The organism is Gordonia lacunae (genome assembly GCF_002149015.1).
GTDB lineage: Bacteria > Actinomycetota > Actinomycetes > Mycobacteriales > Mycobacteriaceae > Gordonia > Gordonia lacunae.
In genome coordinates this window covers 38,663-63,268 of record NZ_NGFO01000018.1, presented here as the reverse complement: position 1 = coordinate 63,268, position 24,606 = coordinate 38,663, and the positions used below count along the sequence as shown (strand labels likewise).

23 protein-coding genes are annotated in these 24,606 nt (G+C 68.5%); 11 read left to right on the top strand and 12 right to left on the bottom strand.

Annotation, left to right across the window (positions count from 1 at the left end):
- Positions 1 to 28 precede the first annotated feature (28 nt).
- On the bottom strand, positions 29 to 3,754 hold the full coding sequence (locus CA982_RS16050; RefSeq protein WP_086536269.1) for a non-ribosomal peptide synthetase: 3,726 nt from the start codon (positions 3,752 to 3,754) through the stop codon (positions 29 to 31).
- Positions 3,755 to 4,130: 376 nt separating this feature from the next.
- Between CA982_RS16050 and mbtM the strand changes: the two genes are divergently transcribed.
- A complete protein-coding gene (gene mbtM, locus CA982_RS16045) occupies positions 4,131 to 5,780 on the top strand; it encodes a long-chain-fatty acid--ACP ligase MbtM (RefSeq protein WP_086536268.1) in 1,650 nt (549 codons plus the stop codon).
- A 105-nt stretch (positions 5,781 to 5,885) separates the two neighbouring features.
- Positions 5,886 to 6,632, top strand: a complete 747-nt coding sequence (locus tag CA982_RS16040) for a siderophore-interacting protein (protein WP_086536267.1) — start codon at positions 5,886 to 5,888, stop codon at positions 6,630 to 6,632.
- A gap of 18 nt (positions 6,633 to 6,650) precedes the next feature.
- Here the strand turns inward: CA982_RS16040 and CA982_RS16035 are convergent, their stop codons facing one another.
- Genes CA982_RS16035 through CA982_RS16020 form a run of 4 tightly spaced genes read right to left on the bottom strand, consistent with a single transcriptional unit; the run spans position 6,651 to position 9,919 of the window.
- Positions 6,651 to 7,439, bottom strand: coding sequence for an exodeoxyribonuclease III (locus tag CA982_RS16035; protein ID WP_086536266.1), 789 nt, complete (start codon positions 7,437 to 7,439; stop codon positions 6,651 to 6,653).
- Positions 7,436 to 8,419, bottom strand: coding sequence for an N-acetylglutamate synthase, CG3035 family (locus CA982_RS16030; protein WP_086536308.1), 984 nt, complete (start codon positions 8,417 to 8,419; stop codon positions 7,436 to 7,438). The genes CA982_RS16035 and CA982_RS16030 overlap by 4 nt, the downstream gene beginning before the upstream one ends.
- Positions 8,420 to 8,444: 25 nt before the next feature.
- A complete protein-coding gene (locus CA982_RS16025; RefSeq protein ID WP_086536265.1) occupies positions 8,445 to 9,047 on the bottom strand; it encodes a peptide deformylase in 603 nt (200 codons plus the stop codon).
- Between the two features lie 20 nt (positions 9,048 to 9,067).
- Positions 9,068 to 9,919 carry an esterase/lipase family protein gene (locus CA982_RS16020; RefSeq protein ID WP_086536264.1) on the bottom strand — a complete coding sequence of 284 codons (852 nt, stop codon included), beginning with the start codon at positions 9,917 to 9,919 and terminating at the stop codon, positions 9,068 to 9,070.
- Between the two features lie 259 nt (positions 9,920 to 10,178).
- Between CA982_RS16020 and CA982_RS16015 the strand changes: the two genes are divergently transcribed.
- The 4 genes from CA982_RS16015 to CA982_RS16000 all read left to right on the top strand — a co-directional run bounded on the left by CA982_RS16015 (position 10,179) and on the right by CA982_RS16000 (position 13,037).
- Positions 10,179 to 10,550 (top strand): nucleoid-associated protein NapA, encoded by a 372-nt coding sequence (locus CA982_RS16015; protein ID WP_086536263.1) that lies wholly within the window; start codon positions 10,179 to 10,181, stop codon positions 10,548 to 10,550.
- A 47-nt stretch (positions 10,551 to 10,597) separates the two neighbouring features.
- Complete coding sequence (locus CA982_RS16010) at positions 10,598 to 11,080, top strand: LytR C-terminal domain-containing protein (protein ID WP_086536262.1); 483 nt, start codon at positions 10,598 to 10,600, stop codon at positions 11,078 to 11,080.
- Between the two features lie 117 nt (positions 11,081 to 11,197).
- Positions 11,198 to 11,878 carry a superoxide dismutase family protein gene (locus CA982_RS16005; RefSeq protein ID WP_086536261.1) on the top strand — a complete coding sequence of 227 codons (681 nt, stop codon included), beginning with the start codon at positions 11,198 to 11,200 and terminating at the stop codon, positions 11,876 to 11,878.
- A 31-nt stretch (positions 11,879 to 11,909) separates the two neighbouring features.
- Positions 11,910 to 13,037 carry a glutamate--cysteine ligase gene (locus CA982_RS16000; protein ID WP_086536260.1) on the top strand — a complete coding sequence of 376 codons (1,128 nt, stop codon included), beginning with the start codon at positions 11,910 to 11,912 and terminating at the stop codon, positions 13,035 to 13,037.
- A gap of 37 nt (positions 13,038 to 13,074) precedes the next feature.
- On the opposite strand, the gene CA982_RS15995 is transcribed toward CA982_RS16000, so the two are convergent.
- Positions 13,075 to 13,464 (bottom strand): DUF1304 domain-containing protein, encoded by a 390-nt coding sequence (locus CA982_RS15995; protein ID WP_086536307.1) that lies wholly within the window; start codon positions 13,462 to 13,464, stop codon positions 13,075 to 13,077.
- 96 nt (positions 13,465 to 13,560) lie between these two features.
- Between CA982_RS15995 and CA982_RS15990 the strand changes: the two genes are divergently transcribed.
- The gene (locus CA982_RS15990; protein WP_086536259.1) at positions 13,561 to 14,175 is read left to right on the top strand and encodes a TetR/AcrR family transcriptional regulator; all 615 of its coding nucleotides are present in this window, start codon (positions 13,561 to 13,563) and stop codon (positions 14,173 to 14,175) included.
- On the opposite strand, the gene mnhG is transcribed toward CA982_RS15990, so the two are convergent.
- From mnhG to CA982_RS15960, 6 genes are read right to left on the bottom strand one after another with little or no spacing between them, the layout of a single operon-like run.
- On the bottom strand, positions 14,158 to 14,490 hold the full coding sequence (gene mnhG / locus CA982_RS15985; RefSeq protein WP_086536258.1) for a monovalent cation/H(+) antiporter subunit G: 333 nt from the start codon (positions 14,488 to 14,490) through the stop codon (positions 14,158 to 14,160). The genes CA982_RS15990 and mnhG overlap by 18 nt on opposite strands.
- Positions 14,487 to 14,750: a monovalent cation/H+ antiporter complex subunit F gene (locus CA982_RS15980; protein WP_004022820.1), complete on the bottom strand. Its 264-nt coding sequence runs from the start codon at positions 14,748 to 14,750 to the stop codon at positions 14,487 to 14,489. Before CA982_RS15980 ends, mnhG begins: the two co-directional genes overlap by 4 nt.
- Complete coding sequence (locus tag CA982_RS15975; RefSeq protein ID WP_086536257.1) at positions 14,747 to 15,604, bottom strand: Na+/H+ antiporter subunit E; 858 nt, start codon at positions 15,602 to 15,604, stop codon at positions 14,747 to 14,749. Before CA982_RS15975 ends, CA982_RS15980 begins: the two co-directional genes overlap by 4 nt.
- The gene (locus tag CA982_RS15970) at positions 15,601 to 17,217 is read right to left on the bottom strand and encodes a Na+/H+ antiporter subunit D (RefSeq protein ID WP_086536256.1); all 1,617 of its coding nucleotides are present in this window, start codon (positions 17,215 to 17,217) and stop codon (positions 15,601 to 15,603) included. Before CA982_RS15970 ends, CA982_RS15975 begins: the two co-directional genes overlap by 4 nt.
- On the bottom strand, positions 17,214 to 18,029 hold the full coding sequence (locus CA982_RS15965; RefSeq protein ID WP_086536255.1) for a Na(+)/H(+) antiporter subunit C: 816 nt from the start codon (positions 18,027 to 18,029) through the stop codon (positions 17,214 to 17,216). Before CA982_RS15965 ends, CA982_RS15970 begins: the two co-directional genes overlap by 4 nt.
- Positions 18,026 to 20,971 carry a Na+/H+ antiporter subunit A gene (locus tag CA982_RS15960; protein WP_086536254.1) on the bottom strand — a complete coding sequence of 982 codons (2,946 nt, stop codon included), beginning with the start codon at positions 20,969 to 20,971 and terminating at the stop codon, positions 18,026 to 18,028. The genes CA982_RS15965 and CA982_RS15960 overlap by 4 nt, the downstream gene beginning before the upstream one ends.
- Positions 20,972 to 21,044: 73 nt before the next feature.
- Between CA982_RS15960 and CA982_RS15955 the strand changes: the two genes are divergently transcribed.
- The 4 genes from CA982_RS15955 to CA982_RS15940 all read left to right on the top strand — a co-directional run bounded on the left by CA982_RS15955 (position 21,045) and on the right by CA982_RS15940 (position 24,605).
- Positions 21,045 to 21,473 carry a hypothetical protein gene (locus CA982_RS15955; RefSeq protein ID WP_086536253.1) on the top strand — a complete coding sequence of 143 codons (429 nt, stop codon included), beginning with the start codon at positions 21,045 to 21,047 and terminating at the stop codon, positions 21,471 to 21,473.
- Between the two features lie 213 nt (positions 21,474 to 21,686).
- On the top strand, positions 21,687 to 23,183 hold the full coding sequence (locus tag CA982_RS15950) for an aldehyde dehydrogenase (RefSeq protein WP_086536252.1): 1,497 nt from the start codon (positions 21,687 to 21,689) through the stop codon (positions 23,181 to 23,183).
- Between the two features lie 316 nt (positions 23,184 to 23,499).
- Positions 23,500 to 24,369, top strand: a complete 870-nt coding sequence (locus CA982_RS15945) for an SDR family NAD(P)-dependent oxidoreductase (protein WP_086536306.1) — start codon at positions 23,500 to 23,502, stop codon at positions 24,367 to 24,369.
- A 2-nt stretch (positions 24,370 to 24,371) separates the two neighbouring features.
- Complete coding sequence (locus tag CA982_RS15940; protein WP_086536251.1) at positions 24,372 to 24,605, top strand: ferredoxin; 234 nt, start codon at positions 24,372 to 24,374, stop codon at positions 24,603 to 24,605.
- Position 24,606: the final 1 nt, after the last annotated feature.

Sequence of the window (24,606 nt, the reverse complement as noted above, 5' to 3'; positions counted from 1 at the left end):
ATGTCGCCGGAGGATGTGCCGGATGCGGTCAGCTGCGCGCGATCTCGGCCTCCACCTGTTCGTCGGTGAGGTGCATGACCTCGAGGAAGGTCTGCGCCACGAAGGACGCGCGTTCCCCGCCCAGTTCGGTCAGTCGCCGGGCGAGACCCGCGATGGTCCGCTGGGTGAAGATGTCGGCGACCGAGAGTCCGGGTGCGTCGAGCCACTGTCGCGACAGCGCGACCACCCGGGTGGCCTGGACGGAATCGCCGCCGAGCGAGATGAAGTCCTCGGTGACGCTCGCCGGTGGCGCCGGCAGGACCTCGCCGAAGATCATCGCGAGGGCCTCTTCGACCGGACCGCGCGGCGCGACGGCCTCGACCGGGTCGTCGCCGGTGTCCGTGCCGGCGGCGATGGCCTTACGGTCGTGTTTGCCGTTGGGCGTCAACGGGAACCGGTCCAGGACCGCGACGGAACGCGGGACCATGTGCGGTGGCAGGGTGTCGGACAACCGGGCGCGCAGGCCGGCGTCGTCATCGGTCGCCCCGGCGGTGAGCACGACCGCCGCGCGTAGGTCCCGGCCGTCGGACCACGCGACCGCCGAGCCGACCCCGTCCAGGCCCAGGAGGCCGGCCTCGACCTCGCCGAGTTCGACGCGATATCCGCGGATCTTGACCATGTGGTCGGCGCGACCGAGGAAGTCAAGGAAACCGCCGGGCAGGTAGCGCGCGAGATCGCCGGTTCGATACCAGCGTTGACCCTCGTGCTCGACGAAGCGGTCGGCCGTGCGGTCCGGATCGCCCCGGTACCCGTCGGCGACCCCGGCCCCGCCGATCCACAGTTCTCCCGGTACGAGATCGGGACGGTCGCGTCCGGCGTCGTCGACGACTCGGCAGCGGACGCCGCGCAACGGGATTCCATACGGCACGAATGCCATTCCGGCCGGGACGGCGTCGGCGTCGCAGATGGTGGAGTGGATGGCCGTCTCGGTTGTCCCGCCGAGACCGGCGACGCGACACTCCGGGAGTTGCGCTGCGACACGTTCGAGCAGTGACACATCGACCTTGTCGCCGCCCATGATGATCATCCGCAGCGACGGTGGCAGGGGCGCGAGGTCGAGGAGCATGCCGAGGATCGATGGGACGCAGTTGAGCACACTCACCGAGTGTTGGGTGAGCAGGCGTGCCCAGTCGTCGACCTTGGTCTGCTCGTCGTCGCCCGGCACGACGACCGCGCCGCCTACGGCCAGCAGGCCGAAGATGTCAAAGACGGAGAGATCGAATTCCAGCGACGACACCTGCAGGCTGCGGTCGCCCGCTCCGATCGCGTACCGGTCGACGAGGTCGGTGATGGTCGCGACCGCGGCGCGATGCGGAACCTGCACGCCTTTGGGCAGTCCGGTCGAGCCGGAGGTGAACAGCACGTATGCGAGGTCGTCGGTGGTCGCCGCGATCGGCTCGATCGGCTCGGCGCGTCGGGCGTCGTCCAGCGCGAGCACGGTGCTGCCGGTGGAGTCCCAGGCCGCGGGGTCGGAGGTGAGAATCGCGGCGGGAGTGGCGACCTCGAGGATCCGTTCGCGGCGGGCCCGGGGCTGCGTGGGGGCGATCGGGACGTAGGCGGCGCCGGCGGCGAGAACTCCGAGCGCCGCGACGACCTGGTCCCCGCCCTTGGGCAGATGGATGACCACCGTGTCGCCGGGCGCGACACCAGCCGCGACAAGCGCTCCCGCGACACGTCGGGCTTCCCCGGCGAGCTCGGTGTGGGTCCAGGTGCGTGCGTCGGACACGACGGCCGGCGCGTCACCGTTCTCGCCGGCCCGGGTGAAGAAGGTGCCGTGCAGGGTTCCGTCGAAGGTGTCGGTGACCGGCAGTGGGCTCTCCACCGAGAGTCGCTGCGCGCGGACCTCCACGCTGATCGCAGACGGTGCGGGCACATCCCAGTCGCCGTCGACGAGGAGTCCGAGTAGGCGGACGTAGTGGTCGAACATCGAACGCGCAGTGGTGAGTCGGAGATCGGAGGCGCGGACGTCCCAGTTGAGGAGGAGGCCGCCGGCCACCTCGGTCACCTGGGCGTCGAGAAGAACCTGCGGCCCCTGCGACACGATCCAGGACGGATCGCCCAGCACGTCGGTCGCCTGCTGGGAGAACAGGTCTCCCAGTCCCAGTGCGCTGGTGAACACGATCGGGGAGACAACGGGCTCGCCACGGTGGCGACCCAGCTCGCGCAGTACATCCAGGCCGCTCATCGAACCGTGCGCGGCGGCCTCGTGCATCGACGACCGCATCGACCGTGCTCGCTCGGCGAGAGTGGCCGGCTCGCTCAGGTCGACGCCGACGAGGATCGACGAGGTGAAGTCGCCCACCACACGCTCGACGTCCGGGTGTACCTGGGGTCGGTCGAACAGAGGCACGGTGAGCAGGAAACGCGGTGTGGCCGAATGTGTCCCGACGGCCTCGGCGAACACCGCGGCGACTGCTGCCGCCGGGGTGACCCCGCGTCGGTGTGCGTGCTCCTCGAGCCGCTTCCAGTCCGAGGCGGACACCGAATGGTGCAGGCGGACGCTGTGCGGCTCGACCTCACCGCGCGCCGCGCGCTCGTCGAGCGGGAGTTCGGGTGGTCCGGGGAGCGTGGGAATGCGCTCGCGCCACCAGATCACGTCGTCGTCGAGGATCTCGCGGGACGTGCGATCCGCGGTGATCGTCGCGAAGGTGACGCCGAGCCCGGGCAGGGTCTCACCGCGGTACAGGCGTGCGAAATCGTCGACCAGGACGCGGTAGCTCATCGCGTCCGCGGCGATCATGTCGACGTCGAGGTGGACACGGGTCGAATTCCCCGGCAGCAGACTCAGTTCGGCGCGGATGACCGCTCCCTCGTCGACCGGCAGCGCGCGGTGCGTGCCGTCGGTGCGCTTCGCGGCCAGGATCTGCTCGACCATCTCCGCCGAGTGGCTCCGGAGGTCGTGCACGGCAATGGCGTCCGGGTGCGCCGGGCCGATCTCCTGGGTGCCGTCGGGAAGCACGCGGACGCGCAGCATCGGGTGACGCTCCATCAGTGCGGCCATGGCCGAGGCGAAGCGTTCGGGATCGACGTCGGAACCGTCGAATTCGATGTAGAGGTGTGCCGCGACGTTGCCGAAGGCGTGACTGTCCGATCGCCCGATCCAGTAGGCGTGCTGCATCGGAGCGAGGGGGAACGGTCCGGCGGTCGTGGGGGACGCCGGCGCCGCGGTCTCGTCGTCGGCGACCGGTGCCGATGCGCCACCCAGCAGTGCTGCCCAGGCGGTGATGGTCGGTTGTGCCGCGAGTCGGGCGAAGTCGATGTCGATGCCGCGTTTGCGCCAGGTGCCGGCCAGTCGCATCATCCGCAGTGAGTCGAGTCCCTGGGCGATGAGATCCTGGTCGGGGTCGAGCGACTCCGGGGAGACACCGAGCGCCGCACCCACCTCGCCGCGGATGTCGGTTGTCCTGGCCGCGCCGGACGCCGACTCGTGGCTGCCGGGCGTGGTCGGGTCGTTTCCGGCGCGATCGGCAGGCGTGCGAAGAAGTGCTGCCCAGGCGGTGATGGTCGGTTGTGCCGCGAGTCGGGCGAAGTCGATGTCGATGCCGCGTTTGCGCCAGGTGCCGGCCAGTCGCATCATCCGCAGTGAATCGAGTCCCTGGGCGATGAGATCCTGCTCCGGGTCGATCGACTCGGGCGTCAGGCCTAGGGCCGCGGCCACCTCGGCGACGATGTCGGCCGGGGTGGCAAGGTCCGTGGTCTGGGAATTCGTGGCCATCAGCCGGCGTGCCTCTCGCAGTTCGGTGACATGGTTACTCAGGCTGGGGAACCCGCATTTAGGGTAGGTTATACTAACTAACCGCTCTGCCCAATCCCTGGGCATGCCGGCGAGAGCCCCACGAGCCGACGCGAATTAGGTTAGCCTAAGTTCGGCTCGAACGTCTCATCGGATGATGTGAATCACGCTGCGCGCCGACAGGATCTGGGTCTTGTGTCCCAGAAAGATTAGGCTACCCTACCCAAAGGAAGCGGACGGTCAGTTCGCCAATGGCCGATGGTCGGCGACGACACGCGGTAGGACCACTCGGTCGCTGACACGACCGGAAGACGATCACACGACCGACGCCACGAGCTGGCGAGAACGGGAAACGAGAATGTCGCAGAACAGCGTGATCCTGGAAGAATCGGGCTCGACCAATGCGTTGGCGGCCACCGTTCGCGAGGCGATGCTTGCGGGGGACACGAGTCTGTCCGTCCTGGACTCCGACACCGGCGAGTGGGTGACGACCCCCTGGCGTGAGGTCCACGCCCGTGCGGAGCAGATCGCCGTCCAACTGCTCGCCGACAGCGAGCTGCACGAGCCGCAGGCCCTCGGTCTGATCGGGGACCCCACGGTGGATCTGATCGCCGCCATCCAGGGCGCCTGGCTCGCCGGCGTTCCGGTCAGCATCCTGCCGGGGCCGATCCGGGGAGCGGACGAGGAGCGGTGGGCGCAGAACACCTACCAGCGGTTCGTGTCGATCGGCGTCGGTACCGTGCTGGGCAGCGGTGCTCAGCTGGACCTCCTCTCGAAGGTCGAGGGTCGGCTGCTCATCGCGCGAGTAGGTGAGTACGGCCTCGGCGCCGACACCACCGGCTTCGTCGCACGCAATGTCAACGGCAACACGATCGCCGTCCTCCAGGGAACCGCCGGCTCGACCGGAGACCCCAAGACCGCGGTCCTGCCCGCCTCGGCCGTCTACTCCAACGCGATCGAACTCGTGAGCCGGCTCGGTCTCCACCGCACCCGCGACACCGGTTTCAGCTGGCTGCCGCTCTACCACGACATGGGCCTGATGTTCCTGCTCGCCGGGATGACCACCGGGATCTCGGCCTACATCGTGCCGAACACGGCCTTCGCCGCGGCGCCCTTCAAGTGGATGCAGTGGCTGACGGAGACCAAGACCACGGTCACCGCGGCACCGAACTTCGCCTACGACATCCTCGGCCGCTACGGCAAACTGCTGCGCGACGTCGACCTGTCGCACCTGCGCGTCGCGATCAGCGGTGGCGAGCCCATCGACGCCGACGCCTTCGACAAGTTCCTCGAGGCGACCGCACCGTTCGGCTTCGACCCGTCCGCCGCGGCACCCGCCTACGGCATGGCCGAATCCGCCTGTGCGGTCACGATGCCCGCGGTCGGCGAAGGTGCCCACTACGACGAGGTCAGCGTGACCCCGCCCGGTGGTGGCGAACCCATTCGCCGTCGGTACGCGATCCTCGGTAAACCGCTGGGCGGCATGCAGGTTCGCATCGTCGAACCGAATGTCGACGTCCCGGTGATCGACGGTCGCAACGTCGGGCACGTGGAGATCCGCGGTGCGTCGATGATGCGCGGGTACCTCGGCGACGCCGATCTCGGCGCGGGTGAATGGTTCTCGACCGGCGACCTCGGCTACCTGGTCGATGACCGGCTGGTGATCTGCGGCCGGGCCAAGGAGGTCATCATCGTCGCCGGCCGCAACCTGTTCCCGATCGAGATCGAGCGTGCCGCCGCCGAGGTGGCCGGGGTTCGTCGCGGCGGTGTCGTGGCGATGGCACGAGGTGAGGGGTCAGCCCGCCCGGGACTGGTGATCCTCGCCGAATACAAGGGCTCCGACCCCGACAAGGCGCGTGCCGAGGTCAACTCCGAAGTCGCATCGGCATGCGGGATCATGCCCGCCGAGGTGATCTTCGTTGCGCCGGATTCGGTGCCCCGCACCACATCCGGCAAGATCCGCCGCCTCGAGACCCGCCAGATGGTCGAGGACGGCACCTTCCAGTAGGTCCGGTTTTTCCGTGGTGCGTCGTGTCATGCCGGCGGTCACGAGAATGACAGTGTCTCTCCGGCCCGTCATCGGGCCGGGGAGGCGCTGTAGAGAGGTTCAGACATGAGCGAGGTATCGACCAAGGGCCGTGGCTGGCAGGGCGCGGTCATGAAGATCCTGGGCGCCGACGACTTCACCTTCACGGTCGTGGCGACGGAGTCGGTGACCGATCACTATCTGCGGCTTCGCTTCCGCGGCGGCGGGCTCCTCGCCGGCACCACACCGCATCCGACCATGTGGGTGCGGCTCTGGTTCGCCGACGGCGGCAAGATGCACCAGCGCGGATACACGTTGGTCGATCCCGACCCGACGACGGACACCTTCGACATCGAGTTCGCCATCCACGACGGCACCGCGGCCCGCTGGGCCCAGGACGCACAGGTGGGGGACACCATCGGTGCCACTCTCATGGGCTCCAAGTTCGCGATTCCCGAGCCCGCGCCCGCGGGCTGGCTGATCGCCGGCGACACCGCCTCGCTCCCCGCGATCAACTCGCTGCTCGACTCGCTCGGCGAGTCCGGGGCGGGCGCGACGATCTGGTTCGAGTACCAGCACGAGAGCGACAAGTCGTTGCCGCTGCGGGTCCGCGATCAGGACACGGTCCACTGGATCGCCCGCGGGTCGGACGGAGCTGGGCTGGTCGAGGCCGTGAGATCCGCCGCTTTCGACGCCGCAGACCATTTCGGCTGGGTCGCACTCGATTCGACGAACACCCGCGCGGTGGCGGGGTTGTTCAAGAGCGAGTTCGGACTGCCCAAGAAGTCGGTGAAATCCCAGGCGTACTGGATCGTCGGGAAGTCGTTCGCCTGACACCGGGTCGCGCCGGGGTCAGTCCGCGACGTCGAAGATCACCGGGGCGTGGTCGCTGGCGCCCTTCGCCTTTCGCGCATCGCGCCCGATGTGGGCTCCCATGATGCGGGTGTCGAGGGCGGGTGAGCAGAAGGCGTAGTCGATGCGCATGCCCTCGTTGCGGGGGAAGCGCAGCTGGGTGTAGTCCCAGAAGGTGTACCCGGGCGCGTAGGGAAGGGCCGAGTCGACGAGACCGGCATCCAGGAATCCCTGCACGGCTGCCCGTTCGGGCGGCGTGACATGTGTGCGACCGTCGAAGTACTCGCGATCCCACACGTCGTCGTCGGTCTGCGCGACGTTCCAGTCGCCGGCGAGCATCAGTTCGGCGGCCGGGTCGTGTGCGAGCCTCAGGGTGATGTGGTCACGCAGCGCGTCGAGCCACGCGAGTTTGTAGGTGTAATGCGGGTCATCGGGGGTCCGGCCGTTGGGCACGTACAGACTCCAGACGCGGACGCCGTTGCAGCGTGCGGAGATCGAGCGCGCCTCCCGGATCGGCTGACCGTCGACCGGATGCGTCGGCACCCCGTCGAAGGCGATCTCGACGTCGTCGAGCCCGACCCGCGAAGCGATCGCGACCCCGTTGTAGGCGCCCTGCCCGACATGCGCGACGTCGTACCCGGCGGCGAGGAAGCTCATCAGCGGGAACGCGTCGTCGTGACATTTGGTCTCCTGTAAGGCCAGTACGTCGACATCCGCGCCCTCCGCCCAGGCGACGACGGACTCCGACCGGGCGCGTATCGAGTTCACGTTCCACGTGGCGATTCTCATCGGACGCTCCCCGGCGTGGCCGGCAGGTCCGGCGTGAGGTACCGGTAGGTGTGGTGCAACCCGAAGCCCAGACGGCGGTACCACGACCCGGCCACTCGGTTGTCGGACTCGACCTGCAGGTAGACCGCGTCGGCGCCCTGGCGGACACCCCACGCCGTCAGGGCCGCAACCACATCGGAGGACAGCCCGTTTCCACGCGCGCTCGGCTCGGTCCACAGCGCGGTCAATCCGAGCCACCGCCGTCCGTCCGGTGCCTCGGTCACCGAACCCCGCCCGATCGCCGTCGCGTCTCCGATGGTCGCGAAGGTCAGCGGGCCGTCCCCGGCGGTCACGACACCGGTGGCCGCATCGGGCTGCCGAGAGGCACGCCCGGTGCTGTACGCGCGCAGCCATCCGGCGTCCGGCGCGGTCTCGAGCCGTACTGGGCGCGAAGTTCTCTCGCCGACGCGCGCGTGGAGGGCCGCGAGGTCGGCCGTCAGCATCTGCACCTCGACCCCGGGGTCCCCGACGACCGCGGTCGGCGGGATGAGTCGTTCCGGCAGCGCGAGGAGCGCGGGGAGATCGCGATCGGCGTACCACTCGCCGATGCGTCGCAGGGTCGATGCGTCCGGACGTGCGTGGCGCCCGAGGGGCACCGCCGAGTTCGCGCGTCTGCTGAATCCGTGGCCGGCCCGCAGGAACCAGCCGTCGAGCCATTCGGTGTCGACGCCGGGCCAGGCGGCGGCAGCAGCGCCCTCCAGACTGCGGATCTCGCTGTTACGCACGGGTTTCGCCGACAGCAGGCGCACCGACGTGACCGCAGCGAGCGGGATCGACAACTCCGCGTCGTCGCGTCGTATCCGCAGCGGACCGGCGTCGTCGAGCAGGATGCCGGTCACATCTGATCGGGCAGCTGCGGGATCACCCCGCCAGTCGGCAGGCGTGGCGTCGCCCAGCCGGTACCGGACGACCACGCGGTCACCGACGACCGCACCCGACATCGAGACCTCCACGCGCGTGAGCGAGTCAGTCGTCGTCGTGGCCGAACGGGTCGGCGACCTCGCCGGGCGTCCACGTGAGTCCGGGCACGCCCCAGTTGTTCCGCTTGATCGCCTTCTTCGCGGCGCGGGCATTGCGCCCCACGAGGACGTCGACGTAGAGGTAGCCGTCGAGGTGGCCGACCTCGTGCTGGAGCATGCGGGCGAAGAACCCCTCGCCCTCGATGACGACCTCGGTGCCGGTCCGGTCGACCCCGGTGACGCGCGCCCAGTCGGCGCGGCCGGTGGGGAACTGCTCGCCCGGCACCGACAGACAACCCTCGTCGTTGTCGTCGGGATCCGGCATGGTCTCGGGGATCTCGGACGTCTCGAGAACCGGGTTGATGACCTCGCCGCGCCGGCGAGCCGCCGATCGGTCGCCGTCGGGGCAGTCATAGACGAACATGCGGGACCCGACACCCACCTGATTGGCGGCGAGGCCCACGCCGTGGGCGGCGTCCATGGTCTCGTACATGTCGTCGAGGAGACCGACGACCTCATCGGACGGACGGCCGTCCGCGTCGAGGGGGACCGGAGTGGTCGGCTGGTGCAGGACCGGCTCGCCGACGATGCAGATCGGGAGAATCGCCATGGCGCTCACCTTAGCGCTGCTCAGGGCGCAGGAACGACGCCGGGTACGGCGTCGCGGATGGCGTCACCGGCGGGGCCGGGGATGCCGGGGAAGAGCGTCGACTGCCAGTCGAAGCTGTCGACCGGCTGGGTCACCACCGAGCCGGCGCACGACCCGCGCAGCGAGGTCCGCACATCGGCGATGATCGCCGGGTCGCGCATCTCGATGGTGTGGTCGAAACCGGTGTTCGCGAGCGGGACCGGTGAATACGCGCGGCACTGTGCGGTCCCGTCGAGGCGGCCGTCGGTCCATTCGCCATCGCTCTGCACCACCGAGTAGCGGGTGGGGCCGGGGGCGTCGGGACCACGGTTGAGGGCGGTGATCGCGTCGGCGTACATACAGGTGTCGTACCCCGCGTCACGCGGTTGCGAGCATCCACCGGGTGAGCCGTACTGCGCCGTCCCGATCGCCACGTACTCGTCGACGACGGCGGACCCGCCGAGGAACTTCAGGTAGTGCCGGGCGCCGAGGCCGCCCGCGCTGTGGGCGACGATGCCGATCGAGGATGCCGTGCCGACAAAGGGGGCGACCGTCCGCTGGATGAGCCGGGCGTCGGATGCGACGTCGCGTCCGGCGGCGTGCGCATACACCACGGTGTGCCCGTCGGCACGGATCGCGTCGGCGAGCGGACGGAACGTCTCCTCGTTCTGGGCATCGCCCGCGTAGAGCTGCTGACCGGGCACGATGACGACGACACGATCGGCGGGAGCCGCGGTGGCGGGCGCGGGGGGTGTGGTTGCCGCCGCGGCGATCGCGGCCACCGACGCCAGGGCGGCGAGGGCTCCCACGAGTGCTCGACGGGGCCGTTCGGTCCCGGTTACGGCTGTCGTCATCTCTGTGTCCCCGATCGATCGCACCCCCGGTCGGAGATGTGTAAGGGCAGCCTAACAGTGGGCGTCGTCACCCGGAACCGGCGGACTGTGCACCGTGGCGAGTCACAGCGCGATCGGACCGGCCCGCCGTGGTTAGATTGTCTGCGAACCACACCGCTGTCATTCGTCGTCGCGAGGCGACGTCCGCACCCGCATCGCCCAGCGAATCGGTGCACGTCAGCGGTGGTGTGAGGTCGTTGACTGTATCTGAGGGAGTGAGATGGACAGCGCAGCAGCGCGTAGCCAGAAACAGGGCGATCAACCCACCCCCGACAAGAACGCCGGGATCGGGGCGGACGGGACCGCCGCGCCGCTCGATCCGCACGAGGTCGGCGCGGACGGACTGACCCGCCGCGAACACGACATCCTCGCGTTCGAGCGGCAGTGGTGGAAGTACGCCGGTGCCAAAGAAGAAGCGATCAAAGAGCTGTTCGGGTTGTCGGCGACGCGGTACTACCAGGTGCTCAACGCGCTGGTCGACCGTCCCGAGGCGCTCGCGGCCGATCCGATGCTCGTCAAGCGGCTCCGTCGTCTGCGGGCGACACGCCAGAAGGCCCGGGCCGCGCGTCGTCTGGGCTTCGAGATCACCTGACCCGCTGAACCCGGTCGCCCTCGAACGGTGCGTTAAGGTCGTCGGTGATGAATGCAGACCGTGAGCCCAATCGCCTGCCGCTGCGCGCGGGGGCGATGATGCTCTTTGCCGTCGCCGTCGTCTTCATCGGCCTCGGCTGGCATTCCGCGGCGACCGCGGGGAACGACTCGCCGACGACGGAGGCCGCGACGACCGTGTCGTCGACGCCCACCTCGTCGCCGTCCACCAGTGCGGCATCGACCGGGAAGCGGTTGTGCGTGATCAACGCCGGTCAGGTCGCGGGCCTGGCCTCCGATGTCACCGAATTGCTGCAGGCCAAGGGCTATCAGATGGCGGAACCCGGCAACTACACCGCGGGCGGGTTCAGCGAGAACACCATCTTCCACGAGGACGACACGGACAAGGCCCAGGCCGACGAGGTGGCGGAGGCGCTGGGCGGGACGGTCGCCGTCGAAGAGCGTCCGACCTCGTTCACGCGTTGCCGAGGCGGTATCCCGGTGGTCGTGGTGACCGCGGTCAGTGGCGCGTGACCGTCGTGAGACGAGGCCGCACCCCGTGACGACGTCGACGCACCGCTGACCCGAGAACCCCCGACCCCGACAAACGCCCTGATCCTGAAAACCATTGTCCGCCAAACAAGGAGTGACATGTCCGGACGTTCCAAACTCGCCGCGCCCCGCGCCCTCGCCGCGTTGGTCTCCGCGGGACTGATCGGCGTGGCACTGGCCGGGTGTAGTCCCGACCAGGAGCCCACGGATGTCCCGGGCACGACGCCGCCCGTCGTCAGCGATGCGCCCCTCCCGCCCGGTGCCGAAGACGACGTCGACAGCGAGCCCAGCGGTCAGATCGCCGTCGCCGAGATCAAGGACACCTCGGGCAAGGTGGTCGGTCAGGCCCACATCTCGGCGGCCAGTGAGACCGCCGAGCCCGTCACCATCAACGTGCGCGTCACCGCCGGCGACCTCCCCGCCGGGTTCCATGGCATGCACATCCACGAGAACGGCACCTGCGACGCGGGCGCCGGCGGTTCGCAGGCGTTCACCTCCGCGGGCGGACACCTGCAGGTGGACGGGAACACCGGTCACCCCTCGAGCGGCGACCTGATCTCGATCAACATCCTCGAGGATCACACCGGCCGGACGGTCACCACGACCGACGCCGTGACCCTCCAGCAGCTGATCGGCAAGACGATCATGATCCACGAGAAGCCGGACAACTTCGGCAACATCCCGGCCGACAAATACCCGGGCGGCGCGAACCCCGAGACCCTGCGGACCGGCGACGCCGGTGCACGTATCGCGTGTGGCGTGATCGAAGAGCAGAGCTAGGGTCCTGGCACCGTCCGACGCCACCACACACATGGCACCGATCGAGTTCGACGGGTCACCGACCCCCACCCTCGGGGTCGAATGGGAATTCGCCCTGACCGACAAGGTGACCGGCGACCTGTCGAACTCGGCGGCGGCGCTCTTCGCCGCCGTCGGTGACCACCATCCCGACTTCGCCGGCAAGATCCACAAGGAGTTGCTGCGCAACACCGTCGAGCTGGTCACCGGCATCTGCCGGACCGCGGGCGAGGCGATCGCCGACCTCACCGGCACGCTCGGTGTGGTGCGTGGTCTGACCGAGGAACTCGGCGTCGATCTGTACGGCGCGGGGACGCATCCGTTTGCGGAGTATTCGACCCAGCTGCTCACCGAGGGGCACCGATACGCGGAGCTGATCGAACGCACCCAGTGGTGGGGGCGGCAGATGCTGATCTGGGGCGTGCATGTCCACGTCGGGATCAGCCACCGCGACAAGGTGTTACCCATCCTCGACGCGCTCCTCAACTATTATCCGCACCTGCTCGCGCTCTCGTCGTCGTCGCCGATGTGGGCCGGCCAGGACACCGGATATGCGAGCAACCGCGCCATGATGTTCCAGCAGCTCCCGACCGCGGGGTTGCCGTTCCAGTTCCGGACGTGGGAGCAGTTCGAAGGTTTCGTCGCCGATCAGAAGACGACCGGCATCATCGACCACCTCAACGAGATCCGCTGGGACATCCGACCTTCGCCGCACCTCGGCACCATCGAGGTGCGGGTCTGCGACGGCATGACCAATCTCGGTGAGCTGTCGGCGATCGTCGCGCTCATCCACTGCCTCGTCGTCGACCTCGACCGCCGGTTCTCGGCGGGGGAGACGCTGCCGACCATGGCCCCCTGGCTCGTCCAGGAGAACAAATGGCGGGCCGCTCGCTACGGACTCGACGCCATCGTCATCCTCGACGCGGACTGCTCCGAGAAACTCGTGACCGACGATCTGAGCGCGCTTCTCGAACGTCTCGAACCCATTGCGCGCGAACTCGATTGCGTCGACGAGCTCGCCGGCATCGAGCGCATCATGGCACAGGGGGCCAGCTACCAGCGCCAGCGCGCGGTCCATCGTCGGACCGCGTCACTGCGCGAGGTGGTCGCGTCGGTGGTCGCCGAACTCGACACCCCCTGACCCGGACGGCTCTACGTCCAGGAGGCATTGCCTCTGGTCAGAGGGCCAAGCCGATGGCGAGTGCGAGGATCCCGAGAGCGGGAACGACACCCTGCTTGAGTGCGGCCGCGATCTTGTCGGGGTTCGACAGGGCCAGCACGAGCGCCGCGGCCGCCATCGACGCCGTGCCGGTGATGACGAGCGTCGCGCCGATCGCGGTGGATCCGCCGACGACGAAGGCGATCCCGACGAACACGGCGATCACGAGGAACAGATTGTAGAAACCCTGGTTGAACGCCAGTTCTTTCTGCGCGCTCGCCTGTTCCACCGTTCCGGTGCCGAACGTCGCGCGTGCGCGCGTGCTCGTCCATGCGATGGACTCCAGATAGAAGATGAAGACGTGGACCAGCGCCGCGATCGCGGCGAGCACCAGACCTGCGATGACCATTTCGTACTCCTCGTTCTCGACGGGCCCGTCGGACAATAGTGTTCCGACCGGTCTAAAATACCGGAGGGCGACGACAGAGAGGTGGGCGGGCGACGAATGGGACGGATCCAGGAGTTCGACACGACCGAGGTCGTCCGGGCCGCCCGCGGGATCTTCTGGCAGCGGGGATACGAGAGCGCGTCGCTCCCCGACCTGGAACGGGCTACCGGAATCGGGCGATCGAGCCTGTACCACGCCTTCGGATCGAAGCGGGGTCTCTTCGACGCGGCCGTGCAGAGCTATCTCGACGAGGTGGTCCGCCCGCGGCTGCGTCCCCTGACCGGCGGCACCGTCGCGCCCGATGCCGTCGAGAACTACCTGAACGGGCTGCGATCGGCGCTGATCGATGACACCTCACCGGCTCGCGAGGGCTGCCTGCTCATCAACACCGCCGGTGCCCCCATCGGGCGCGACGCCGACGTGGCCCGGACCATCGCCGCCTATCGCGACGAGTTGCGGAGTGCGGTGGGGGCCGGTGTGCGGGCGAGCGCACCCGCGCTGGATGACGCTCGCCGGGCTGCTCTCGCCGACGCCGTGACGGCCCTGGTCATCGCCGCGCTCGCACTCGTGCGGGTCGTTCCCGCGGAAGCGGCCCGAGGCCTCGACACCGCGGTCGCGCTGGTCCGTGAGGGGCGTCGGACGACCGGTCCGCAGTCAGTCGCGGTCCGGTGACTCCATGTCCCGCTGGTCGATGAGACCGTCGCGCGCTCGCTGCTCCTGATAGGCCAGCCGACCGATCCGGTGGGCCACGACGGGTGCGGTGATCAGGGCGAAGAGCCCGGCGAGGACGAGCATCCCGCTGTCGACGTTGTCGCCGAGCCGCAGGACCGCGCCGAGCAGGATGAGCAACAGGCCGAAGGTCTGCGGTTTGGTGGCCGCGTGCATGCGGCTCAGGGTGTCCGGGAAGCGGACGAGTCCGATCGCGGCGGTGACCGCCATCAGACAGCCGATGAGGAGCAGCGTCGCGCTGATGATGTCGATGATCATGTCTGGTCGTCCCGAACCCGGAAGCGCGCGATCGCGACGGATCCGACGAAGCTGAGCAGCGCCAGGGCCACGATCGCCGGCACCACGGTCGAATCGCGGCTGAACGCCGCCCATGTGCCCAGCCCGCACATGCACAGTGCGATCAGCACGTCGAGTGCGACGAGCCGGTCCAGCGTGGTCGGGCCGCGCAGGATGCGGACCATCGTCAGCACCGTGGCGACGAGCAGCATGGCCGCCGCGATCGTCCACACGTAGCTCATGAGTCCCCCCGTTCCCGCTCGGTCTCGGCAGGCAACCGGTCCGTCTCGGTCGCTTCGGACGGCGACGCGGTGTCCACCGAGCGGTCGGCCGCGCGGACGTGGTGGTAGTCATCGTCGATACCGTGGAACGGACTCGGATGCCATTCGCTGTCCCGCTCGAACGCCTTGATGAACATGCGCTCGACGTAGGCGACCTGATCGTAGAAGGCGCGGACCTTCTTCTCCGACCGGACATCGAAGACGTGGACATACAGCATCCGGCGTCGGTGGTCGATCTCCAGGACCATCGTGCCCGGCACCAGGTTGAGGTAGTCGACGGCCAGCGTCAGCACCATGTCGGACTTGATCGCCACGCGCACCCGGACGACGGCGCCGAGCGGTGGGCGGCCCGGACGGATGGCCATCCAACCGATCTGCACACTCGACACGAAGAAGTCGACGATCAGGCGGAACACGAGCTGCAGCACCGACAGCGGATGGATGCGACCCTCCACCGGTACCCGCGGCAACGGCAGCACCGTCAGCACCAGCGTCGCCAATACCACGCCGCCGATCACGTTGGCCCAGGACAGCGTGCCCCACAACAGAACCCAGACGAACGTCAGCCACGCGATGGTCCACAACCGGACCGCGACCTCGCGACCGTCGCTGCCCAGCCATCTCGGCAGGCGGGTGTGCGTCCGCAGCCACACCAGCGCGCCGACGAAGTGCCAGAAGACGAACAGCAGGGACACCCGCCACACGTTGATGACGAGCGACAGGACCGGGCCCTTGGTCGACACCACCGGTGCGCGGCGCCTCGAGGCGCCGCCCGATTCCTGGCGGCGTTCGCTCGCGCGATCCTCGGCGCTCATCGGGTACCACCTCCGCCCAGCACCGCGTCGACGTAGACGGCACGGTCGACGACGTCGGTGGCCGCGTGGTCGGTGAAGTCGAAGATCGGTCCGGCCCAGAGGGTCAGGACGAGTCCGGCGGCCACCATCGCCATCGTCGGCAGCACCATCATCACGGGCATGCGGCCGACGTCCTCGCGATCGGAGAAGGCGGCGTCGTCGGCGCTCTCGTCGATGAGCGCGGAGGGACCCTTGTCGGCGAGCTCGCCTTCGGGGGCGTCGGCGCGCGGCCGCCAGAAGCCCTTGGTCCAGATCCGGGCCATGACGTACAGCGTGAGCAGGCTGGTGACCACCGAGCCGGCGACGAGAATCCAGGCGAGCACGGATCCGTCCTGGGTGCCCGCCTCGAGGAGTGCGACCTTGCCGATGAACCCGGAGAACGGCGGGATGCCGCCGAGATTCAGTGCGGGCACCAGGAAGAGGACCGCTAGCAGGGGACTGGCGATGAGCCCGCCCAGTCGGCGCAGCGACGCCGAGCCCGCTTGTCGTTCGATCAGTCCGACGACCAGGAACAGCGTCGTCTGCACGAGGATGTGGTGGGCGACGTAGTAGATCGCCGCCGACATCCCGAGGTCGGAGGACAGCGCGATGCCGAAGATCATGTAACCGATGTGGCTGACGAGGGTGAACGACAGCAGTCGCTTGATGTCGGCCTGGGCGATCGCGCCGAAGATGCCCACGAGCATCGTCAAGAGTCCGGCAACGAGCAGCACCGTGTCCATCGAGCCGCCGGGGAACAGCAGCGAGTGGGCACGCACGATCGCGTAGACGCCGACCTTGGTGAGCAGGCCGGCGAACACGGCGGTCACCGGCGCCGGGGCGGTGGGGTAGGAGTCGGGCAGCCAGGTCGACAGCGGGAACACCGCGGCCTTGATGCCGAATGCGACGAGCAGCACCGCGAACAGCGCGTTGCGGGTGCCGTCGGGGACGTCGTCGAGGCGGACGGCCATCTCGGCGAGATTCAGGGTGCCGGTGGTGGCGTAGGCGAACGCGATGCCCGCGAGGAAGATCAGCGACGACACCATGGAGACCATCACGTACGAGGCGCCCGCACGGACGCGCTCGGCGCTGGCGCCCAGGGTGAGCAACACGTAACTCGCGGTCAGCAGGATCTCGAACGAGACGTACAGGTTGAACAGGTCGCCGGCGAGGAACGCGTTGCACACGCCGGCGGTCAGGATCAGATAGGTCGGCAGGAAGATCGACGTGGGCTGTTGGGCCGTGCCGTCCCGGATACCCTGACCGATCGCGTAGACGATGACGCACAGCAGCACGATCGTCGATACGACGAGCATGAGCGCCGCGAGCTGATCGACGACCAGCGTGATGCCGAGTGGTCCGTTGGGCTTGCCCTTGTCGCCCCACCCGCCGATCGCGACCGCGAAGGTGCCGTGGCGATCGGTGAGGTAGAGCATGATGCACGACGCCACGAAGGCGACCGAGATGGCGACGATCGACACGAACCGCTGGAACCTGGGGCTGCGTCCGAGCAGCAGCGACACGGCTGCGGCGCCCAGCGGTACGAGGGTGGGCAGGGTGATCAGGACGGGAATCCATGACTCTTGCGGGGTCATCGGTCACCCCCGTCCTCGTCGGCGCGCTTCTTCTCGTGGTCGGGCGGGTTCTTCTTGTCCGGTCCGACCACATCGCGGTCCGGCATCTCGTGCTGGTCGACGACGTCGGGGTCGGCGTCGTCCTCGCCGGACCCGTCGGGAGGCGCCACGGCCGCCTTCGGGCCCACCTCGTCCGGACCGAGTTCACCCGGTCCGTACACATCCGGCCCCGCCTCGCGGGAGGCGCTCTGCTGAGTGGTCTCGGGGTCCGGTTCTTCCTCCGCGCCGCCGATCTCGTCGACGACGTCGGAGTCGGTCGGCATGATGTCCGTCTCGTAGAGGGCGGCCTGGCGGGCGGCGGCCTGCTCCGGGGTGAGGGGGTTGCCCTCGTCGTCGAAGTAGTCGCCGGTGGGAGTGTCCGAGTGGGTGAGGGGATCGTCGCTGCGATCGCGGTCGGGGGCGGTGCCCAGTGATCCGCTCAGGATCTTGACGTCCTCCTCGTCGTCCTCCACGTCGTCGTCGTCGCGGTTGATCACGAACAACCGGTAGACCAGCGCGAGCACGAAGGCGGCGACGCCCATCATGATGACGATCGCGGTCAGCACCATGCCCTGGGCGAGTGGGTCGGCGTCGGATGCGCGGTTCTCCGACGAGCGGCCCATGATCGGCGGGTTCCCCATGCCGCCGGACACGACGATGATCATCAGGTTGAGCGCGTTGCCGACCAGCAGCAGGCCGAACAGCATCCGGACCAGGCTGCGTTCCATCAGCAGGTACACCCCGCACGCCGCCATCGCGCCGACGACCAGCATCAGCGGAAGATTGGTGCTCATCGGCTCACCTGCCCGCCGGTCGCGTTGGCGGTGTCGCCGGTCGTGGTGTCGTTCGCGGAGCCGCCGATCCGTGCCGCGGTGCGGGCGATGGTGGTCTCCACGTCGAGACGTGCGCCGAGACTGCGCAGCACGTCGAGGACGAGACCGACCACGATGAGGTAGATGCCGAGATCGAAGAACAGGGCGGTCACGAACTTGATGTCGCCGAGGACGGGCACGGTGACCTCGAAGACCGCCGACGAGAGCGCGGGTGCGCCGAGGAACATCGAGACGATCGCGGTCGTCGCGGAGACGGCCAGTCCGGCACCCAGGATGCGGCCGGGCTCGATCGGCAGGGCTTCACCGAGTTCGTAGCGTCCGCCCGCGAGGTACCGCAGCACGAGCGCGAGGCCCATGGTCAGGCCACCGGCGAAACCGCCGCCCGGCGCGTTGTGGCCGGCGTAGAAGAAGTAGATCGACAGCACGACCATCGTCGGGAACAGCAGGCGGGTCGTCGCTTCCAGCACCATCGACCGGTGACGCGGGTCGCGCAGCCCGGACCCGAGGAGCCATGTGGTGCGGTCCGGTGGGACGTGATCGTCGTCGTCCCCGTTGTCGCCGGCCTGCAGCCGGGCGGCGTCGGCCACGCGCGGCGCGGCGCCGAAACGGCGATTGCGGAAGACCATCGACGCCACGCCCGTGGCGGCCGCGATGAGCACCGACACCTCGCCGAGCGTGTCCCAGGCGCGGATGTCGACGAGCAGGACGTTGACCGCGTTGGCGCCGTGGCCGTAGTCGTAGGCGGCCTCGGGAAGGTCGACGTGCAGCGGTTCGGTCGAACGCGCGGATGCGGCGAACAGGCCGATGAGAACCAGCATGGCGCCGAAGGCGAGTCCGATCAGGGCGCGCAGCGGCTTGAACCCGGTGGCGTGACGCTTCTCGGGTTCGGCGGGCAGCTTGCGCAGCACGAGCACGAAGATGACCAGCGTCAGTGTCTCCACCAGGAACTGGGTGAGTGCGAGATCGGGTGCGCCGTACAGCGCGAACAGCATCGCGCAGCCGTAGCCGGTGATGCCGACGACGAGGGTCGCCGCCAGGCGGTTGCGCAGCAGGACCGCGGACAGCGACGCGGCGACGATGCAGCCGCCGATCACCAGCTGGACCGCGGTGGCGGTGTAGTCGATGGTCAAGCGATCGCGAGCGCCGGCGAACAGCACGGCCGTCGGCAGCAGGATCGCGGTGCACAGGATGACGCCCTGTGTGACCGGGAGCGAACCGCGCTGGGTGTTGCGGGTCAGCAGCAGTGACAGGGTGTCGGCGCCGCGCAGCGTCGCGTCGTAGATGCGGTCGGCGTTGACGAGCGGGCGGAAGCCGAAGACGCGGTCACGGACACGCCGCACACCGAGGAAGAGCAGAGCCCCGCCGACGATGACGATGATCGAGAAGACGACGGGCAGGCCGAATCCGTGCCACAGCGCGAGGTGCTCGAGTTCATGTCCGTAGCCGTCGAGGGTTTCCGCGTACGGCTCGAAGAGGTCGCCGAGCTGGGGACTGAACACGCCCGCCGCCACCCCGGCCACCGCCAGGGCCACCGGCGAGAAGTAGAACGGCCACGTCGGCGGATGCATCTTGGCGACCGCCGGGCTCGGGGTGTTGCGCACCTTGCGGCCGAACGCGCCCCACAGGAAGCGGAGCGTGTATGCGCAGGTGATGATCGAGCCGACCAGCAGGACGATGTCGACGGCGTGCGCCTGCCACGGGACGAAGGCCCCGGTCTCCCACACCGATGCGAAGGCGGTCTCCTTGCCGACGAATCCGAGGGTGATGGGGATGCCGGCCATGCTGGCCCCGGCGACCGCGGCCGTGATGGCCAGCCCCGGGAGTCGATGGCCGAGGCGGGCGAGCTTGCGGACATCGCGGGTGCCGGTCGAGTGGTCGATGATGCCGACGACCATGAACAGCGAGGCCTTGAACAGGGCGTGTGCGACGAGCATCGCGATGCCGGCCATGGCCACGTTCGCGTCGCCGATGCCGACCAGTACCGCCATGAAGCCGAGCTGGGACACGGTGCCGAAGGCGAGGATGAGTTTGAGGTCGAGTTCGCGCAGCGAGCGCCACCCGCCGAGAACCATCGTCACCAGGCCGAGGCCCACCACGGCGATCTGCCAGCTGATCGTCACCGAGAACGCGGGGGCAAGCCGCGCGATGAGGTAGATGCCGGCCTTGACCATCGCGGCCGCGTGCAGGTAGGCGCTGACCGGGGTCGGCGCGGCCATCGCGCCGGGCAGCCAGAAGTGGAACGGGACGATGGCCGACTTGGTGAGGGCGCCGATGAGGAGCAGGACGACCGCGATGTCGACGTAGACGCCGGTGGGTGGGGCCGAGATGATCTCGGACAGCAGGTAGGTGCCCGAACGCTCGCCGAGCATGATGATGCCGACGAGCATCGCCAGACCGCCGAAGGTGGTGACCAGCAGGGCCTGCGTGGCGGATCGCCGAGCCGTCGCGCGCACCCCGTAGAAGCCGACGAGCATGAACGAGAGCACGGTGGTGAGCTCCCAGAACACGTAGAGCACGAGCATGTTGTCGGAGATCACGAGGCCGAACATGGCCGCGGCGAAGGCGACCATCTCGCCGCCGAACACCGCGACGCGGGGCCGGGCGTCGTCGAAGTAGTGCGCGCAGTAGCAGAGCACGAGTGCGCCGACCCCGAGGATCAGCACGGACAGGATCGCCGTGAGGGTGTCGAAGCGGGTGACGATGTCCATCTGGAGCGAGGGGACCCAGCTCACCGTCTCGACCCGGGCGGCGGCCGCGTCGGTCGGCGGCCAGTTCAGGACGACCCAGATCAGACCGCCGAGCGGCGCGAGCGCGAGTACGTAGAAACCGCGGGTACCCGTCCAGTGGATGACTGCGGGCGCGACGAGTGCGCACACTGCCAACGCAGCCAACACAGTGATCAAAAGGGCACTCCGTCTTTCTCCCGGCGGGGTGTCACGGGCGAACACCCGCGATCGCTACTTTACCGTTGCCCGTATGTTCCGGTTCGACTGGCTCCGGCGTACCGCCGTCATCACCGCTGCTGTCCTGCTGGTCCTCGGCCTCGTCGCGGGTTGCGCGGACGAGGAACAGGCCGGTCCGGACGGTGTCCCGTTGCCGTCGGATTTCCCCGTCACCCAGGTGCCACTCATCGACGGCCACGTGCTCTCCGCCGGCGGCAGCCGCTCCGACGGCTGGGAGGTCACCGTGCAGGGCCCCGTGAACGCGGGCAACCAGCTCGAGGCCGCGACCGACACGCTGGCCGAGGCGGGCTACGCCGAATCGCACCGTTCGACCGAGGGCGGCCAGTCGGTGGTCGTCATGTCGGCGACCAAGGAGGGTGCGACGTACTGGGTCCAGATCGGCGCGTCCCCCCAGGCCGCGGGCGGCGGATCCTCGGTCTTCTATCTGGTCAACGTGGAGTAGCTCGCACCGTCTCCGTCTCGTCCTCCTCGCGACAACTCGATCCATCCTACCGGCGACCCGCCCTTGGCGAGCTGCGATACAACTGACACAAGATGTCATCTGTTGACCTAACGCCATTCGGTTATTAAGCTGCGTTGTGATCCGCTTCACAGGCGGCGCACCGGTGTGGTCCGCGCGGGTCCGCCGCGTACTTCTCGAGGAGAACTGCTTTTCATGACAACCACACAACAAGCGACCGATCCGCTCGCCACCGTGTCCGACCGCGACCGGGTCTTCATCGGCGGCCGTTGGGTCGAATCGACCGGTGACGAATGGATCGAGGTCGTCGATTCTTACTTCGAGCGCACCGCCGCACGCGCGCGGGCCGCGACCGCCGAGGACATGGCACGCGCGGTCGAGGCAGCCCGGGCCTCCTTCGACAAGGGGGACTGGGTGCGCACGCCGATCGCCGAGCGGGCCGCGATCATCGACACCATCGCCGACCGGCTCGAGGCGCGGGCCGCCGAGCTGACGACGCTGGGCATCGTCGAGGTCGGCGTGCCCGTCCCGGTGAGCGCGATGACGCAGCAGATGACGGTGGGTCTGTTCCGTGCGGTCGCCGAGGAGGCGCGCAAGGTGACGCTCCGCGAGGATCGGACGCGGGCCGACGGCGGGATCTCGCGCATTCTCAAGGAGCCGAGCGGGGTGGTCGCCGCGATCATCCCGTGGAACGGGCCGATCGGCACGATCGCCTTCAAGGTCATCCCGGCGCTGGCGGCGGGGTGCTCGGTGGTGCTCAAGACCTCGCCCGAAGCGCCCTTGTCGCCCTCGGTGTTCGCCGACGTGGTGGGTGAACTCGTCGACGAGGGCGTGATCCCCGAGGGCGTCCTCAGTGTGCTCGTGGCCGATCGCGAGGTCTCGGAGTTGCTCGTGACCGATCCGCGGGTCGATCACATCACGTTCACCGGGAGCACTGCGACCGGCCGGCGGATCATGAACCTCGCCGGCGATCGGGTCGCGAAGGTCTCCTTGGAACTCGGCGGCAAGTCGGCTGCCATCATCCTCGACGACGCCGACCTGAACACGGTCATGCAGAATCTGCCGATGGCCGGATGCATGCAGTCCGGCCAGGCCTGCATCGCGCTGACCCGAGTGCTCGTCTCTGCCGCCCGGCATGACGAGGTCGTCGCTGCCTACAAGGCTGCGCTCGGGATGATCCCGATCGGAAACCCCTGGGAGGAAACGAATTTCCTCGGACCGCTGACCTCGGCTCGGCAGCGTGATCGCGTGGAGGGTTACATCGAGGCGGCGCGCAAGGACGGCGCCGAGATCGTCCACGGCGGCGGACGTGTCGGGGACCAGGGCTTTTTCGTCCAACCGACCATCGTCGACAACGTGCGCAATGACATGACCATCGCACAGGAAGAAGTCTTCGGGCCGGTGATCTCGATCATCACCTATCAGGACGAGGACGACGCCGTGGCCATCGCCAACGACTCCGAGTACGGCCTGTCGGGTGCGGTGTTCACCTCGGATCTGGAACATGGATTCGAGGTGGCGCAACGTATTCGGACCGGAACGGTGAACGTGAACACCTCTGTCATCGACTTCACGCTGCCGTTCGGTGGGTACAAGCAGTCCGGTGTCGGGCGCGAGGGGGGTCCCGAGGGGCTCGAGGAGTTCTTCGAGCTCAAGACCGTCCATCTCCCGGCGCCTCAGCCGGAGGGCTAGCGAGTCGGAACGTCCCCACATGCCGAAACGGCGTGGCGCCCCGCCACGCCGTTTCGGCATGCCCATGTTGCGGCTGATGACGGGAATGGTGCCGTAATGAGTTGCCGTGGAAGGGCTCTCGTTCGACAGAGCTGCTGACAAATATCGCTTGACGTCTCATGTCTTTCGGCTTACGGTGGGGACCGAGGGTGGCGGGCGTCACATCATCGAGACGATCTTCTCGGGCACCTCTTCCCCGATCCGGCGGCATCGCGTTGTCCGCGAATGCCTTTCGACAGATGCCGGTACGTTCAACGAGAGCAAGGAATCGAAAGTCATGAAGCTTGAAGGCAAGGTAGCGCTGATCACCGGCGCGGGTTCCGGACTCGGCAGGCAGTCCGCGCAGCTCTTCGCGGGCGAGGGTGCGAAGATCGCGGTCGTCGACATCGACTCCGATCGCGCCGAGCAGACCGCGAAATTGGTGGAGCAGCAGGGCGGCGATGCCATCGCCATCACCGCCGACGTCGCGGACAAGTCCGCGATCACCGCCGCGGTCGACCAGGCCGTCGAGCACTACGGCAAGCTCGACATCGCCTGGGCGAACGCCGGAGTGGTCTCCCGTGGCGGTGTCCCCAGCGTCGCCGGCGGCGAGCAGGTCGACTTCGAGGACCTGACCGAGGAGGACTGGAACAACGTTCTCGGCGTGAACCTGAGCGGCGTGATCTTCACCGCGCAGGCTGCGGTTCCCGCGCTCAAGCGCAACGGTGGCGGCACGATCATCGCCACCTCGTCGGCGGCCTCGTTCGTCGCCTACCACCAGATCGCGCTGTACTCGGCGACGAAGGCCGGGGTCAACGGTCTGGTCCGCGGCCTCAGTCTCGATCTGGGCCCCTACGGTATTCGGGTGAACGGCATCGCGCCGGTCCACGGCATGTCGCCGAACTTCCTGATGCCTGCGGGCTCACCGGTCGTCGGGCAGTCCTACGAACAGGTCGCCGGCCCGTGGGAGCCGTTCGTCTCGCCGATTCCGCTGAAGCTGAATCGTCCGCCGTCACTGGTCGACAACGCAAAGATCGCACTGTTCCTCGCTTCGGACGACTCGGCGTACATGTCGGGTCAGGTGATCGGCTCGGGCGACGGTGGAACCCTGTCGCGCGTGGGCATGTGGTTCCCGGAGGACCTCGACCAGAAGAACCCGAACGCCTGACCATGTCGTCCCCTCAGCCCAGCACTCTCACCGTGGACCGCGTGGCGTGCGCGGGCCACGGGCTGTGCTACGGGGTCGCTCCGGATCTGATCGATGCCGACGATCAGGGCGACCCCGTGGTGCCCGAACGCCCCCTCGCGCCGGAGGAAGCGGCTCTGGCCCGAGACGCCGTCGCCATGTGTCCAGAACGCGCACTGGCGCTGCAGACCACCGAACTCACCACCCCCAAGGACTAGT

Coding starts and splice junctions, on each gene's coding strand:
- CA982_RS16000 (WP_086536260.1), top strand. CDS start 11,910: ATGGCACCGATCGAGTTCGACGGGTCACCGACCCCCACCCTCGGGGTC.
- CA982_RS16020 (WP_086536264.1), bottom strand. CDS start 9,919: ATGACGACAGCCGTAACCGGGACCGAACGGCCCCGTCGAGCACTCGTG.
- CA982_RS15950 (WP_086536252.1), top strand. CDS start 21,687: ATGACAACCACACAACAAGCGACCGATCCGCTCGCCACCGTGTCCGAC.
- CA982_RS16015 (WP_086536263.1), top strand. CDS start 10,179: ATGGACAGCGCAGCAGCGCGTAGCCAGAAACAGGGCGATCAACCCACC.
- CA982_RS15955 (WP_086536253.1), top strand. CDS start 21,045: ATGTTCCGGTTCGACTGGCTCCGGCGTACCGCCGTCATCACCGCTGCT.
- CA982_RS16050 (WP_086536269.1), bottom strand. CDS start 3,754: ATGGCCACGAATTCCCAGACCACGGACCTTGCCACCCCGGCCGACATC.
- CA982_RS16030 (WP_086536308.1), bottom strand. CDS start 8,419: ATGTCGGGTGCGGTCGTCGGTGACCGCGTGGTCGTCCGGTACCGGCTG.
- CA982_RS15970 (WP_086536256.1), bottom strand. CDS start 17,217: ATGACCCCGCAAGAGTCATGGATTCCCGTCCTGATCACCCTGCCCACC.
- mnhG (WP_086536258.1), bottom strand. CDS start 14,490: ATGATCATCGACATCATCAGCGCGACGCTGCTCCTCATCGGCTGTCTG.
- CA982_RS16025 (WP_086536265.1), bottom strand. CDS start 9,047: ATGGCGATTCTCCCGATCTGCATCGTCGGCGAGCCGGTCCTGCACCAG.
- CA982_RS15980 (WP_004022820.1), bottom strand. CDS start 14,750: ATGAGCTACGTGTGGACGATCGCGGCGGCCATGCTGCTCGTCGCCACG.
- CA982_RS16005 (WP_086536261.1), top strand. CDS start 11,198: ATGTCCGGACGTTCCAAACTCGCCGCGCCCCGCGCCCTCGCCGCGTTG.
- mbtM (WP_086536268.1), top strand. CDS start 4,131: ATGTCGCAGAACAGCGTGATCCTGGAAGAATCGGGCTCGACCAATGCG.
- CA982_RS15975 (WP_086536257.1), bottom strand. CDS start 15,604: ATGAGCGCCGAGGATCGCGCGAGCGAACGCCGCCAGGAATCGGGCGGC.
- CA982_RS16040 (WP_086536267.1), top strand. CDS start 5,886: ATGAGCGAGGTATCGACCAAGGGCCGTGGCTGGCAGGGCGCGGTCATG.
- CA982_RS15995 (WP_086536307.1), bottom strand. CDS start 13,464: ATGGTCATCGCAGGTCTGGTGCTCGCCGCGATCGCGGCGCTGGTCCAC.
- CA982_RS15990 (WP_086536259.1), top strand. CDS start 13,561: ATGGGACGGATCCAGGAGTTCGACACGACCGAGGTCGTCCGGGCCGCC.
- CA982_RS15945 (WP_086536306.1), top strand. CDS start 23,500: ATGAAGCTTGAAGGCAAGGTAGCGCTGATCACCGGCGCGGGTTCCGGA.
- CA982_RS16035 (WP_086536266.1), bottom strand. CDS start 7,439: ATGAGAATCGCCACGTGGAACGTGAACTCGATACGCGCCCGGTCGGAG.
- CA982_RS16010 (WP_086536262.1), top strand. CDS start 10,598: ATGAATGCAGACCGTGAGCCCAATCGCCTGCCGCTGCGCGCGGGGGCG.
- CA982_RS15940 (WP_086536251.1), top strand. CDS start 24,372: ATGTCGTCCCCTCAGCCCAGCACTCTCACCGTGGACCGCGTGGCGTGC.
- CA982_RS15965 (WP_086536255.1), bottom strand. CDS start 18,029: ATGAGCACCAATCTTCCGCTGATGCTGGTCGTCGGCGCGATGGCGGCG.